The sequence below is a fragment of the Brevundimonas sp. GW821-FHT09G01 genome (assembly GCF_059416065.1).
Genome location: NZ_JBWKOL010000002.1, coordinates 265,708 through 277,892 on the forward strand (window position 1 = coordinate 265,708; position 12,185 = coordinate 277,892).

Sequence of the window (12,185 nt, forward strand, 5' to 3'; positions counted from 1 at the left end):
GCGGAGGCGCTACGCCTCCAGCCGATATCCCGCCCCGCGGACCGTCTGCAGCATGGCCTTGTCGAAACCCTTGTCGATCTTGGCGCGCAGGCGGCTGATGTGGACGTCGATGACGTTGGTCTGGGGGTCGAAATGATATTCCCAGACCTTCTCCAGCAGCATGGTGCGGGTCACGGACTGGCCGGCGTGGCGCATCAGGAACTCCAGAAGCTGGAACTCCCGCGGCTGCAGGTCGATCTCCTGCCCGGCGCGGTGCACGGTGCGGGCGATCAGGTTCATCTCCAGGTCGCCGACCTTCAGCACCGTGGCGACCGAGCCGGTCTCGCGGCGGCGCGACAGGGCCTCGACCCGGGCGATCAGCTCGGCGAAGGCGTAGGGCTTGACCAGATAGTCGTCGCCGCCGGCCTTCAGGCCCACGACGCGGTCCTCGACCTCGCCGAGCGCCGACAGGAACAGGACCGGAGTCTGGTCGCCGTCCTTGCGCAGGGTCTCGACCATGCCGATGCCGTCCAGGCGCGGCATCATGCGGTCCACGACGTAGACGTCATAGCCGCCCTTCTGGGCCTCGAGCAGGCCGAAGGCGCCGTCGACGGCGTGGGTGGTGTCGTGACCGGCCTCGGTCAGTCCCCGGACCATCGCGGTCGCGGCCTCGGCGTCGTCCTCGACCACCAGAATGCGCATGGAATCAGCCCCTGAATGCAAATCGCCGCCGATGTTAGCGCATCGGCGGCGATGAAGTCAGTTAAGCGTTATTCAGACTTCGGAAGGTCCAGCACGACCGGCTGATTTCCCTGCGGCGTCCAGACCAAGAGGAAGACCCCCGTGCCCGCGGCCTGCGCCGCCTGAACGGCGGCCTGGAAGTCGGCGACCGAGGTCACCGGGCCGCGTCCCGTCCGCATGATCACAAAGCCCGGCTGATAGACGCGGTTGTCGCCGCGCCCTTGCTGGGTGATCACCACGCCGTTGACGTTGGCGGGGATGTCGTAGCGCTGACGCAAGGCCGGGCTCATTGCGGCGACGGTCAGGCCGCCGACAGCCGTACCCGCCGTGACGCCGCCCGGAGTGGGCTCGTCGCCCGGAGCCGTGCTGCCGTCATTGTTCAGCTCCGCGACCGAGGGGCGCGTACCAGAGCGGACGTTGATCGTCTGGCGGCGCTGGTCGCGCAGAACTTCCAGCCGCAGGTTGTCGCCCGGTTTGGCTTGGCCGACCCGACGGGTCAGATCGTTGGAGTCCGTGATCTTCTGGCCGTTCAGGCTCAGAACCACGTCGCCTTGTTGCAGACCACCGCGTTCGGCCGGACCACCGGGCGTGACGCTGTTCACATAGGCCCCATCGCGGCTCTGAAGCCCCAACGGTCCCACCCAGGTGCGGTCGATCGGCCCGATCTCGACACCAAGGTAGCCGCGCTCGATGTTCTCACCACGCATCAGGCGGTCCGTGATCGGCTTGGCGACCGAGGCCGGAATGGCGAAGCCGATGCCGACCGAGCCGCCCGACGGCGACAGGATGGCCGAGTTCACGCCAATGACGCGCCCGTAGATGTCGAAGGTCGGGCCGCCCGAGTTGCCCCGGTTGATGGCGGCGTCGATCTGGATGTAGTCGGTGTAGGGCGTGGCGCTGTCCAGTTGGTTGCGCCCCTGCGCCGAAACGATGCCGGCCGTGGCGGTGCCGCCCAGGCCGAAGGGATTGCCGACGGCGATGACCCAGTCGCCCACGCGGGGCTGTGCCGTCTCCTCGAAGCTGACAAACGGGAAGTCCGAGCCGTCCACCTTGATGACGGCCAGATCGGTCGCCTCGTCGCGGCCGATGATCCGGCCGGCCATCTCACGCCCGTCGGCCAGCTTGACGCTGATCTCGACCGCGTCGGCGACGACGTGGTTGTTGGTGACGATGAAGCCGTCGGCCGAGATGAAGAAGCCCGAACCGGCGCCCAGGGCGGTCGCGCCCTCGCCGTCTTCGCCTTCGCCCTGTCCGTTCGGAGCCGGAACCGGCACAGGGCCGAGGCCCGGGATCTGGATGAAACCGCCGCGCGGTTGTTGCACGCGGGTCTTTACGTCGATCTGCACGACCGCCGGAGCGACCTGGGCGAAGATGTCGGCGAAGCTCAGCGGCGCGCCCTGCGGCGGCGCGAAGTTCAGGCCGGCGGCGCCGGCGCTGGGGATCAGACGTCCACTGACGCCCGCGACGGGGTCGGCATGGGCGGCCGGCCAGTCGATCACTCCACCCGCGGTCGCGGCGGCGGCGAAGGCCAGGCCGGCGACGGCTCCGAGCATGAATTCCTTGCGCTTCATCATAGGCGGTCTTGCGATCCTCTTGCCGGGCGACGAATGCGCCCGTTACGGCGATGAATATAGAGCGTTTGTGGATCTCACCAACGCCACGGCGCGATGATGGCTCCTGCCCCGCGTCAGTCGTCGGACGGCTTTGCGTCAGGATCGCGGCGAAGCTGCTCTCCGGCGAGAATATCGGCCAGTCGAGCCTCCTCATCAGGCGAAAGCGGAGAAATCTCCATCTTCCGGCGACGCGCGAAGACCAGCAGCGCGGCGCCCACCGCCAGCAACACCGCCAGGGGTCCGAACCACAGCAGCCAGGTCCCGATCCGCACCGGCGGCTTGAACAGGACGAAGTCGCTGTAACGGCGCACCAGGTCCTCGCGGATCGCCTTGTCCGTGCGGCCGGCGGCGATCTGCTCGCGCACCAGGCCGCGCATGTCGGCCGCGATGCCCGCCGGGCTGTCGGCGATGGCCTCGTGCTGGCAGACGACGCAGCGGATGTCGTCGAACAGGCGCTGGGCGCGGGCTTCCTGGGCCGCATCCGGCAGGGGCCGGTCCGGCGCGGGCGGCGGCTCGGCGGCCATCAGCCCCACGGCGGCGACCGCGATCAGCAGGGCGCGCTTCATGCCGCCTTCCTCGCGTTCACGGCCAGCCGCAACCGACGGTCCATCAGCGACAACACCCCGCCCAGCGCCATGATCAGCGGCCCTAGGAAGATCAGCCGCGCCCACGGATTCCACCAGACCCTCACGTTCCAGGCGGGTTGGCCGTCCGTCGCCCGCGCCCGTTCGCCGACCACGACATAGACGTCGTCCAGCCCGCGGAAATCGAGCCCGACCTCGGTCGTCGTCTGGCCGCCCGCCGGGAAGAACCGCCGCTCGGCGGTCACCTCGCGCGTGCGGCCGCCGGGCGTGGCGACGCTGAGCTTCCCTTGCTCAGCCAGATAGTTCGGCCCCTCGACGATGCGGACCTGATCCAGGGTCACGGTCCACTTCCCTGCCTGCACCGACTGGCCGACGGCCAGCGGACGGGCCGCCTCGACGCGATAGCCGGTCTCGACCACGGCCCCCAGCACGAAGACGCCCAGCCCGGCGTGGGCCAGGGTCATGCCCCAGGCGCCCAGCGGCAGGCCCTTCGCCCGGCGCAGCGTCTCAGCCAGAGGGGCGCGGAACAGGCGGATGCGCTCGGCGGTCTCGGCCAGCGCGCCCAGGATCAGCCAGGCGCCCAGGCCGACGCCCGCCGCCGACAGGGCCTTGCGCGGCTCGAACACGGCGAAGGCCAGAAGCGCCATCACCACGGTCAGGGCGGCGGCGACCGCCAGCCGCTGGCTCGCCCCCTTCAGGTCGCCGCGCTTCCACGCCAGCAGCGGCCCGGCGGGCAGGATCAGCAGGGCCACGGCCATCAGCGGCACGAAGGTCAGGGCGAAATAGGGAGGGCCGACCGAGATGGTCGCGCCCGACGCGGCCTCCAGGATCAGCGGATAGAGGGTGCCCAGCAGCACCGTCGCGGCGGCGGCGGTGAGGAACAGGTTGTTGATGACCAGCGCGCCCTCGCGGCTGACCGGGGCGAACAGGCCGCCGCCCTTCAGCTGCGGCGCGCGCCAGGCGAACAGGGCGAACGCCAGTCCGGCGGTCCCGCCCAGGATAGCCAGCAGCATCATTCCGCGCTCGGGATCGACGGCGAAGGCGTGCACGCTGGTCAGCACGCCCGAGCGCACCAGGAAGGCCCCCAGCATGGAGAAGGTGAAGGCCAGCAGGGCCAGGAAGGTGGTCCAGCCCGCCAGCGCTCCGCGCCGCTCGGTGACCACGGCGCTGTGCAGCAGGGCCGCGCCCACCAGCCAGGGCATGAAGGAGGCGTTCTCTACCGGGTCCCAGAACCACCAGCCGCCCCAGCCCAGCTCATAGTAGGCCCAGAAGCTGCCCAGCATGATGCCGACGGTCAGGAAGGCCCAGCTGGCCAAGGCCCACGGCCGCACCCAACGGCCCCAGGCGGGCCAGAAGCTGGCGTTGGCGCGCCCTTCGATCAGGGCGGCGACGGCCAGCGAGAAGCAGACCGAGAAGCCGACATAGCCGAGGTAGAGCAGCGGCGGGTGCAGGGCCAGCGCCGGGTCCTGCAGCAGCGGGTTCAGCGAGTCCCCCTGGAACGGGGCCGGGTTCAGCCGCGTGAACGGGTTCGAGGTGAAGACCGTGAAGGCCAGGAACAGGGCGCCCAGCAGGCCCTGCGTCGCCACCGCGCAGGTCTTCAGGCCGAAGGGCAGGTTGTGCGCCCGCGCCAGCGCCGCGCCGAACCCGGTCATGACCAGGCACCACAGCAGCAGCGAGCCCTCGTGGCTGCCCCAGGCGGCGGCGACCTTGTAAAGCATCGGCTTGTCGGTGTGGCTGTTGGCCGCGACGTTGGCGACCGAGAAGTCCGACACCGCGAAGGCGAAGATCAGGGCCGCGAAGGCCACGGCGACCAGGCCCGCCGCGGCGATGGCCGCGCCGTTGGCGGCTCCGGCCAGAACCGGGCTGCGGCGCAGGCGTCCGGCGGCCGCCATGACCGCCTGCAGCACCGACAGCGCCAGCGCGAGGATGAGGGCGAAGGCGCCCGTTTCGACGATCACGAGGCGGGATCTCCGGCGGCGGGACGCCATTCGCCCTTGGCCTTCAGCCGGTCGGCGACCTCGCGCGGCATATAGGTCTCGTCATGCTTGGCCAGCACCTGGGTGGCGCGGAACGAGCGGTCCGGCAGGAAGGCGCCCTGGGCCACGATCCCCTGCCCTTCCCGGAACAGGTCGGGCAGGTCGCCGCGGTAGACCACGCGGGTGGCCGCGACATTGTCGGTGACGACGAAGGCCACCTGGCCGTCGGCGTCGCGCTGGACGCTGCCCATCTCGACCAGGCCGCCCAGACGGATGACCCGGCCGGCCGGCGCCTTGTCCGCAGAGGCCTCGGACGGGGAGAAGAAGAAGGTCACGCTGTCCCGCATGGCGTAGAGCGACAGGCCGACAGCCAGCGCCAGGATAGGCGCCACGGCGGCGACGATCCAAAGGCGGCGGCGCGCCTTGGGCGATTTCGGCAGCCAGCTCATGCGGCGCCTCCCGGCGGCAGGCGGCGTTCCAGATCGGTCCGGCGCGGATCGGCGGGATCGAGCGCGGCGATCAGGGGCAGCCACATCGCACGCACGCCCGCCGCGTCGCCCCGCGCCAGGGCGGCCTCGCCCAGGAAGTAGCGGGCCCCCAGCTGGTTCGGGTCGCGCTTGAGGGACTCCTGGAAGGCCGCCTCGGCGTCGCCGCCGACCGCGCCGTCATTGGCTCGCACCAGGCTTTCGCCCAGCCGGGCCCAGCTCTGGGCGTCCTCGGGGTTGAGCGCCAGCGCCCGGCGGAAGGCGGAGGCCGCGCCGATGGGATCGCCCGCGTCGAAGCGGGCCGCGCCCAGCATGGTCAGGGCCTGACGATTGTCGGGTTGCTCGCGCACGATGCGAGCGACGACCGCCGCGATCTGCGGGCCTTCCAGGGCCTCCGGCTGGACCGCCCATTCGTCGACCCGCCGCTCATAGGCCTGGTCCGGCAGTCCCACCGTGCCGACCAGAAGATACAGCCCCAGCGCCGCCGCGACGGCCGCGCCCGCACCGGCCAGGGTCCAGATGCGGTCCTTAGATCCGGCCCGCACCGGCGCGACCGCGCGCTCGCCCGACAGGATGCGGCGCCCGGCCTCGGCGCGAGCGGCGGCCCAGCCGGCCTCGTCCATCAGCCCGCGCGCCTTGAGGCGATCCAGCTCAGCCAGCTCGGCGGCAGCGGCGGCGGTCTCGACCGCCTCGCCGGCGTCGGCGCCGCGGCGGGCGCCGGTCAGCACCAGCAGGCCCGCGAGGGCCGCCAGCAGAGCTGTCATGATCCAGAAAAACATCATCGCCGCGCGATGTAGCCGATCAGGCCGCCCGCGACGAGGCCCCGCTCGATACCGGGGGCCCTCCGGCCACTGCGGCGCGGCGACGCACGGTCCGCGCCGGGTCGCGGGCGTCGATCAGTTCCAGATAGCGGGCGGCGACCGAAACCAGCTTCAGCGCATGCGCCTCGTCGGCGGCCTCGCCGTCGTTGATCTGGCCCAGCACCTGGTCCGCATAGTCGACCAGTCGTACGGTCAGGGCCTCGACCAGCGCCTTGCGCGCCGCCTCGGCGCCGAAGATGGCGGCGGCGCCGCGGGTGGCGCCGACCAGCCGCAGCAGGGCGAAGGCCGCGTCGGCCGCTTCTCCCCGCGCGGCGGCCTCCAGCATCGGGGCCATCCGGCTCATCCGGCCGGTGGTCTGCACCCGGGCCAGGGGCAGCGCCTTGTCCACGGCCTTGTCCGCGCTGCGGAGCAGGCCCGACAGCCAGGCGGCGACCTTGACCCGGCTGTCCCGCACCCGCCGTCCCCACTCCGAATCCGGATCCAGGGTCAGGGTCACGTCCAGCTCGGCCAGCACGCTTGCGCACCAGTCGAGATCGGCGATCACCGCATCGACGCCGCCGACGGTTCCGTCGGGGCGATAGGCCGCCAGCCGGGCCGCGCGGTCGTCCACGCCCGCCAGCAGCCGATCGACGAAATCAGCCAGCTCCGAACCGCTGAGAAAGCCCTGACGGCCCGCCACGCCCGAGGTGCGGGTGATGATGCGCAGCACCAGCACCGCATCGTCCAGCCGGGCGAACAGCATCTCCAGCAGGCGGGTGGCGCCGTCGGAATGGATTTCGGAACAGTCCTTCACCAGCAGGCGCAGCTCGGCCAGCTGATCGCCGTCCGGGCGTTTGAGCCAGACCTCGATCGACGGCAGGCCGCGCCGCGCCAGGTGGGCCAGATCGAGACAACAGGCCAGGTCGATCAGCCCTTGAGCCCTGCGGTCGGGCGCGAGGCTCTCGGGCCAGACCAGGGCGGGCCGATCACGGACGGCGCAGGCGGCGGCCAGGCAGAAGCGGTTGGCCACCGCCACCGCGTCCGGCCCGTCTGTGTCCAGGCGCGGCAGCAGATCCGGCTCGCGTTCGATGGCCGCGCGCCACAGGCGGGGCAGGACCGCGGGCGGGAAACCCAGGGCGGCGATGCCGTCCGCGCGGGGCTGGAACATGCGGGCGATCGGCGCCAGGACCACCGCGCGACGGGCGCGATCGCGCATCTCATCGGCCAGCATCAGGCGCAGCTCGGCGGCGCGGCCGCCCGGCAGGGCGGCGACGGCGGCGGAGACGGACTTCAGGACGGTCTCCGGGCACCGCCCGATCAGGGCGGCCAGCGCGACGCGATGGGCGGCGGTCAGCCCGGACATGGGACCTCTTCGAGCCGGCAAGGTCCGGCAGGCCCCCAAAATGGGGTAGCCAGGGTTAAGAGGCTCTAACCAACTGTTCTGTGGTCAGATTTCCGCCGTGGGAAGTTCCAGCAGGACCTTGAGCCCGCCCATGTCGCTGTCGCCTAGGGTGATCTTCCCGCCGTAGGCGCGGGTCAGCTCGACCACGATGGAAAGGCCCAGGCCCGAGCCGGGCGTGGTCTCGTCCATGCGCATGCCGCGCTGCAGGGCGGCCGCGCGCTGCTCCTCGGGCAGACCCGGGCCGTCATCCTCGACCACCACGATCATCTGGCCCAGATGGGTGGGCCCGGCCGAGATGCGGACACGGCGCTTGGCCCATTTGCAGGCGTTCTCCATCAGGTTGCCGAGGATTTCCTGCAGGTCCTGTCGCTCGCCGCGGAAGCCCAGCTCGTCAGGCGCGCGCCAGTCGATCTCGACGCCCTTCTCCTCGAACACCCGCTCCAGCATGACGGCCATCTCGTCCAGCACCTCGGCGATGGGGGTGCGTTCGCCCAGCGACTGGGCGCGGGCGGCGGCGCGGGCGCGGCGCAGGTGGTGATCGACCTGGGCCTTCATCACCTCGGTCTGCTTGCGCACCATGTCGGGCAGGTCGCCCTCCTGGGCGCCCGCCTCGGCCAGCATCACCGACAGGGGCGTCTTCAGGGCGTGCGCCAGGTTGCCGACGTGGGTGCGCTGGCGCTCCACCGTCTCCTGATTGTGGTCCAGCAGCTGATTGACCTGTTCGGCCAGGGGCTGGATTTCGAGCGGGTAGGTTCGGGCGATGCGGGCGGCCTTGCCCTTGCGCACGTCGGCGATCTCGTTGCGCAGGCTGTAGAGCGGGCGCAGGCCGATCTGCACCTGCAGGAAGACCGCGACCACCAGGCCGAGCCCGAGGATCAGCAGCGCCGTCCCGGTGAAGGTGGCGAACTGGCGCGTGTCGGCGTCGATCATCGAGCGGTCCACCCCCGCCATGAGCACCAGCGGCGCATCCCGGCCGGGCATGGTCTTCAGGCTGGCGGCGACGCGCAGCGGCTTGTCGATGGGGCCGGGGGCGTTGTAGCTGATCGTCTCGCCGAACGCGCCCTGCAGACGGTTGCCGAGCCCCGGCGGCACGTTCAGGTCCTCGCCCGCCAGCGAGGGCGAACGGGCCAGCGTCCGAACCCCGCCCTCCCCGTCCAGCTCGCCGACCGCCCAGTATTTGCCGGACAACGGGCGAAGGGTCTGCGAGTCCTTGATCTCGGCGACGGTCACGCCGTCCGGGGTCACCGTCGTCGCCAGCACCACCTCGTCGATGGTCTGGTTCAGGAGGAAGCCCAGGCGACGCAGGGTGCTTTCCTCATACTGGCTCGTCAGGGCCCAGCTGGTCAGCGCCAGGGCGACGACGATCCAGGCGGCGGCCAGCCAGATCAGGCGCCGGGTCAGGCTGCGGCCCGGACGGCCGAACCAGCGGCCCCAGGTCTTCGGCTCCGTCGCGGTCTCGCCTTCCCCCGCCGTGTCGGTCACGCCGCGTCAGACTCCCCGGCCAGCGGCGTCAGGCGGTAGCCGAGGCCGCGCACGGTCTCGATCCGGTCGGAGCCGATCTTCTTGCGCAGGCGGCCGACGAACACCTCGATGGTGTTGGAATCCCGGTCGAAGTCCTGATCGTACAGGTGCTCGACCAGCTCGGTGCGGCTGATCACCCGGCCCTGGTGCATCATCATGTAGTGCAGCAGGCGGTACTCCAGCGACGTCAGCCGCAGGGGTTCGCCGTTGACGCTGGCGCGGGCCGCGCGGGGGTCGAGACGCAGGCCGCCGCAGGACAGGGTCGCCGAGGCGATGCCGGCCGAGCGGCGCAGCAGGGCGCGCAGGCGGGCCAGCAGCTCCTCGGTGTGGAACGGCTTGGTCAGATAGTCGTCGGCGCCGGCGTCGAAGCCCGACACCTTGTCAGACCAGGCGCCGCGCGCGGTCAGGATCAGGACCGGCGTGGTCTTGCCCTCGCGCCGCCAGCGTTCCAGCACGGACACCCCGTCGATCTTGGGCAGGCCGAGATCGAGGACGATGACGTCATAGGGTTCGGTGTCGCCGAGGAAATGCGCCTCCTCGCCGTCCGCCGCGTGATCCACCGCATAGCCCGCGTCGCCGAGCGCCAGCTTCAGCTGGCGCGAGAGGTCGGCGTCGTCTTCGACCAGAAGCACTCGCATCGTTGGATCCTAGCGGCTGGCGTCGACGGAGATGTTGAACACCCGCCCGTCGCGCTCGAAGGTGAACACATGGGCCCCGCCCGAGAAGCCGCGATAGCCCACGAAGCGGGCGTCGCCCGCCCGCGACTGGGCGATGCGCTGCGCTTCAGCGGAGCTCATCTGGGGCCGTTCCTGGCGCTGCGGCTGCTCCTGGGACGGCGGACGGCGATCGCCGCGCGGCCCATCCTGAGCGACCGCGGCCTGGAAGGGCGCTGCGGCGAGCAAGGCGGCGACGACAAGGGCGGACATCCGGTTCATGGATCGGTTTCTAGTCTCGGGGCTCTGAACGACGGCTGAACGAGCAGTCTAGACATATTTCACGGTTCGCGGGCATCGACCGGTCGGCGCGAAGCATCTTTTTCTGGCCGCGAGCTGTCGGCCCTGCGCTACCTCCCGACCCCATGCGGCCTGACGTGGCTCGCGCGCGTGCGCGGACCATCTCTCCCAAACCAGAACAGGCTCTGGCCAGCGTGACGCCGATTTCATGCAGATGAACGTTAACTGACTTCGGCTGTTCAGGTCGGGCTCAGGCCGGGGCTGCTCTTATCCGGGTCAACGCAGCCCATCCGGTTGCGCCAAGCCAAGGAGAGACCCGATGTTCAAGAAAGCCCTCATCCCCGCCCTCGTCCTGGCCGCGGCTTCCGTCGCGGTCCCCGCCGCCGCCCAGTCCTACGGCCAGCACGATCGCGGCCATGATCGCGGCGGTCCCCGCTACGAGCAGAACCACCGCGGCTGGCAGCCGATCGCCCAGCGCAAGTACAACCTCGACCAGCGCATCGACGTCGGTCAGCGTAACGGCCAGCTGAGCCGCCGCGAGGCCAGCCGCCTGCGGGCTGAGCTGAACTCGCTGGTCCGCCTTGAGTACAGCTACCAGCGCGGCGGCCTGTCGGCCCGCGAGCGTCAGGACCTGGACCGCCGCTATGACCAGCTGTCGCGCCAGGTCCGCGAAGAGCGCCGCGACCGCGACGGCCGTCGCCACTAAGCTCTGACGTCCTCCCTGACGTCGGAGGGGCGCGATCCGAAAGGGTCGCGCCCTTTCGCCGTTCAGAGCCTGAGCACGCTTTCGATCACCGTCACCGCCTGTCCGCGCAGCAGGACGCGGTCGCCGTTCAGCACCGTTTCGATATCCCCGCCGCGGCCAGGAAAGACCTGGCGGAAGCGCACGTCCGGGCGGCCCAGCTTGTCGGCGTAGAGCGGCGCCATGATGCAGTGGGCCGAGCCGGTGGCGGGGTCCTCGTCGATGCCGCAGCCCGGCGCGAAGAAGCGGTCGACCACATCGACGCCGTCCGACGCATCGGCGCGGGCGCAGACGATGACCTGCCCGGCCTCCCCCGCCTCGCCCTGCAGCGCAGCCAGGGCGCGGATGTCGGGCGAAACGGCATGGACGGCGGCGGCGTCCGCCAGCACGGCGACCAGATAGCGCCCGGCCCAGACCTCGACCGGCTCGACGCCCAGCGCCCGCGCCAGCCCCTCGACCGGCCCGGTGCGGCGCGGCGGATCGGCGGGAAAGTCCATCTCATACCCCTGCCCCGACGCCTGCACGATCAGCGGCCCCGAGCGGGTGTCGAAGATCAGGGCTTCGGCCTCCAGACCCGTCTCCGCCAGCAGGACATGGGCGGCGGCCAGGGTGGCGTGGCCGCACAGATCGACCTCCGTCCCCGGGGTGAACCAGCGTAGGCCGAAGCGCGCGGGATCGGCGGTGCGCAGCAGGAAGGCGGTCTCGGCCTGATTGTTCTCCTTCGCCAACGCCTGCATCCATCCGGCGTCCGGCCATCGTTCGAAGGGCTCGACCACGCAGGCGGGATTGCCCCGGAAGGGCGCGGCGGCGAAGGCGTCGACAGTCCACTGCTTCATCGGTTCTTCCCTTGAGCGTTCAGACTTCGCAGGATCAGGTCGGCACGCTCAGTGACACTGACTTTGGGCAGATCGACGATCTGATAGCCGAGCGATTTGTAGGCCTCGATCAGGCGATCATACTCCCGCACAGCCTCGTCGAACCCCTGCCGTCGCTCAGCGTCGGTGACGCGGATTTCGGGCCAGGGCGGCGTCAGGAACACTTCCGGATTATAGCGATGGTCCCGGCCCAGGCGTTCGACGGCGGCTTCGCCCGTTGCGTGCTGCAGCGCCGCCGCCGCATCCACCAGGCTCCGGTCGAAGAAGACCCACCCCGCCGCCGGCGCGGTCTCTCGATCCGCCGACGCCATGTCCGCCGCGCGGCGAGCGAAGGCGGCGAGATCTCGCCAAGGCAGGGATGGGTCATTGTCTTCCGACGCCTGCCTGACGATGCGCCGGCCCGGCTCCTCAACGACGGAATGACCTCGCCGCGCCAGCTCCGCCAGAAGCGTCGACTTGCCGCCACCCGAGCAACCCGAGATGACGACGAAGCGATCGGTGTCGGGCAAGGGCT

General features: G+C 70.9%; 13 protein-coding genes. 1 reads left to right on the forward strand and 12 read right to left on the reverse strand.

Annotation, left to right across the window (positions count from 1 at the left end; all coding sequences use genetic code 11):
• Nucleotides 1-9 precede the first annotated feature (9 nt).
• The 10 genes from AC07NB_RS06110 to AC07NB_RS06155 all read right to left on the reverse strand — a co-directional run bounded on the left by AC07NB_RS06110 (nucleotide 10) and on the right by AC07NB_RS06155 (nucleotide 10,036).
• A complete protein-coding gene (locus tag AC07NB_RS06110; protein ID WP_492313926.1) occupies nucleotides 10-681 on the reverse strand; it encodes a response regulator transcription factor in 672 nt (223 codons plus the stop codon).
• A gap of 68 nt (nucleotides 682-749) precedes the next feature.
• Nucleotides 750-2,291 carry a trypsin-like peptidase domain-containing protein gene (locus tag AC07NB_RS06115; protein WP_494572563.1) on the reverse strand — a complete coding sequence of 514 codons (1,542 nt, stop codon included), beginning with the start codon at nucleotides 2,289-2,291 and terminating at the stop codon, nucleotides 750-752.
• Nucleotides 2,292-2,407: 116 nt separating this feature from the next.
• Nucleotides 2,408-2,899: a cytochrome c-type biogenesis protein gene (locus tag AC07NB_RS06120; RefSeq protein ID WP_494571293.1), complete on the reverse strand. Its 492-nt coding sequence runs from the start codon at nucleotides 2,897-2,899 to the stop codon at nucleotides 2,408-2,410.
• A complete protein-coding gene (locus AC07NB_RS06125; protein WP_494571294.1) occupies nucleotides 2,896-4,875 on the reverse strand; it encodes a heme lyase CcmF/NrfE family subunit in 1,980 nt (659 codons plus the stop codon). Before AC07NB_RS06125 ends, AC07NB_RS06120 begins: the two co-directional genes overlap by 4 nt.
• Complete coding sequence (gene ccmE / locus AC07NB_RS06130) at nucleotides 4,872-5,342, reverse strand: cytochrome c maturation protein CcmE (RefSeq protein ID WP_494571295.1); 471 nt, start codon at nucleotides 5,340-5,342, stop codon at nucleotides 4,872-4,874. The genes AC07NB_RS06125 and ccmE overlap by 4 nt, the downstream gene beginning before the upstream one ends.
• Nucleotides 5,339-6,142: a c-type cytochrome biogenesis protein CcmI gene (gene ccmI / locus AC07NB_RS06135; protein WP_492313930.1), complete on the reverse strand. Its 804-nt coding sequence runs from the start codon at nucleotides 6,140-6,142 to the stop codon at nucleotides 5,339-5,341. Before ccmI ends, ccmE begins: the two co-directional genes overlap by 4 nt.
• Before the next feature lie 37 nt (nucleotides 6,143-6,179).
• Nucleotides 6,180-7,541, reverse strand: a complete 1,362-nt coding sequence (locus tag AC07NB_RS06140) for a hypothetical protein (protein WP_494571296.1) — start codon at nucleotides 7,539-7,541, stop codon at nucleotides 6,180-6,182.
• 84 nt (nucleotides 7,542-7,625) lie between these two features.
• The gene (locus AC07NB_RS06145) at nucleotides 7,626-9,062 is read right to left on the reverse strand and encodes an ATP-binding protein (RefSeq protein ID WP_291832821.1); all 1,437 of its coding nucleotides are present in this window, start codon (nucleotides 9,060-9,062) and stop codon (nucleotides 7,626-7,628) included.
• Nucleotides 9,059-9,739, reverse strand: coding sequence for a response regulator transcription factor (locus AC07NB_RS06150; RefSeq protein WP_291832819.1), 681 nt, complete (start codon nucleotides 9,737-9,739; stop codon nucleotides 9,059-9,061). The genes AC07NB_RS06145 and AC07NB_RS06150 overlap by 4 nt, the downstream gene beginning before the upstream one ends.
• Nucleotides 9,740-9,748: 9 nt before the next feature.
• The gene (locus AC07NB_RS06155) at nucleotides 9,749-10,036 is read right to left on the reverse strand and encodes a hypothetical protein (RefSeq protein WP_291832817.1); all 288 of its coding nucleotides are present in this window, start codon (nucleotides 10,034-10,036) and stop codon (nucleotides 9,749-9,751) included.
• A 337-nt stretch (nucleotides 10,037-10,373) separates the two neighbouring features.
• On the opposite strand from AC07NB_RS06155, the gene AC07NB_RS06160 reads away from it, so the two are divergent.
• Nucleotides 10,374-10,760 (forward strand): hypothetical protein, encoded by a 387-nt coding sequence (locus AC07NB_RS06160; protein WP_291832815.1) that lies wholly within the window; start codon nucleotides 10,374-10,376, stop codon nucleotides 10,758-10,760.
• Between the two features lie 62 nt (nucleotides 10,761-10,822).
• On the opposite strand, the gene AC07NB_RS06165 is transcribed toward AC07NB_RS06160, so the two are convergent.
• On the reverse strand, nucleotides 10,823-11,632 hold the full coding sequence (locus AC07NB_RS06165) for a PhzF family phenazine biosynthesis protein (protein WP_494571297.1): 810 nt from the start codon (nucleotides 11,630-11,632) through the stop codon (nucleotides 10,823-10,825).
• Nucleotides 11,629-12,180 carry an AAA family ATPase gene (locus AC07NB_RS06170; protein ID WP_291832811.1) on the reverse strand — a complete coding sequence of 184 codons (552 nt, stop codon included), beginning with the start codon at nucleotides 12,178-12,180 and terminating at the stop codon, nucleotides 11,629-11,631. The genes AC07NB_RS06165 and AC07NB_RS06170 overlap by 4 nt, the downstream gene beginning before the upstream one ends.
• Nucleotides 12,181-12,185 lie beyond the last annotated feature (5 nt).

Excerpts from the sequence above, each read along its gene's own strand:
- AC07NB_RS06115 (WP_494572563.1), bottom strand. The coding sequence starts at position 2,291 with ATGAAGCGCAAGGAATTCATGCTCGGAGCCGTCGCCGGCCTGGCCTTC.
- AC07NB_RS06110 (WP_492313926.1), bottom strand. The coding sequence starts at position 681 with ATGCGCATTCTGGTGGTCGAGGACGACGCCGAGGCCGCGACCGCGATG.
- AC07NB_RS06155 (WP_291832817.1), bottom strand. The coding sequence starts at position 10,036 with ATGAACCGGATGTCCGCCCTTGTCGTCGCCGCCTTGCTCGCCGCAGCG.
- AC07NB_RS06140 (WP_494571296.1), bottom strand. The coding sequence starts at position 7,541 with ATGTCCGGGCTGACCGCCGCCCATCGCGTCGCGCTGGCCGCCCTGATC.
- AC07NB_RS06165 (WP_494571297.1), bottom strand. The coding sequence starts at position 11,632 with ATGAAGCAGTGGACTGTCGACGCCTTCGCCGCCGCGCCCTTCCGGGGC.
- AC07NB_RS06120 (WP_494571293.1), bottom strand. The coding sequence starts at position 2,899 with ATGAAGCGCGCCCTGCTGATCGCGGTCGCCGCCGTGGGGCTGATGGCC.
- ccmE (WP_494571295.1), bottom strand. The coding sequence starts at position 5,342 with ATGAGCTGGCTGCCGAAATCGCCCAAGGCGCGCCGCCGCCTTTGGATC.
- AC07NB_RS06150 (WP_291832819.1), bottom strand. The coding sequence starts at position 9,739 with ATGCGAGTGCTTCTGGTCGAAGACGACGCCGACCTCTCGCGCCAGCTG.
- AC07NB_RS06160 (WP_291832815.1), top strand. The coding sequence starts at position 10,374 with ATGTTCAAGAAAGCCCTCATCCCCGCCCTCGTCCTGGCCGCGGCTTCC.
- ccmI (WP_492313930.1), bottom strand. The coding sequence starts at position 6,142 with ATGACAGCTCTGCTGGCGGCCCTCGCGGGCCTGCTGGTGCTGACCGGC.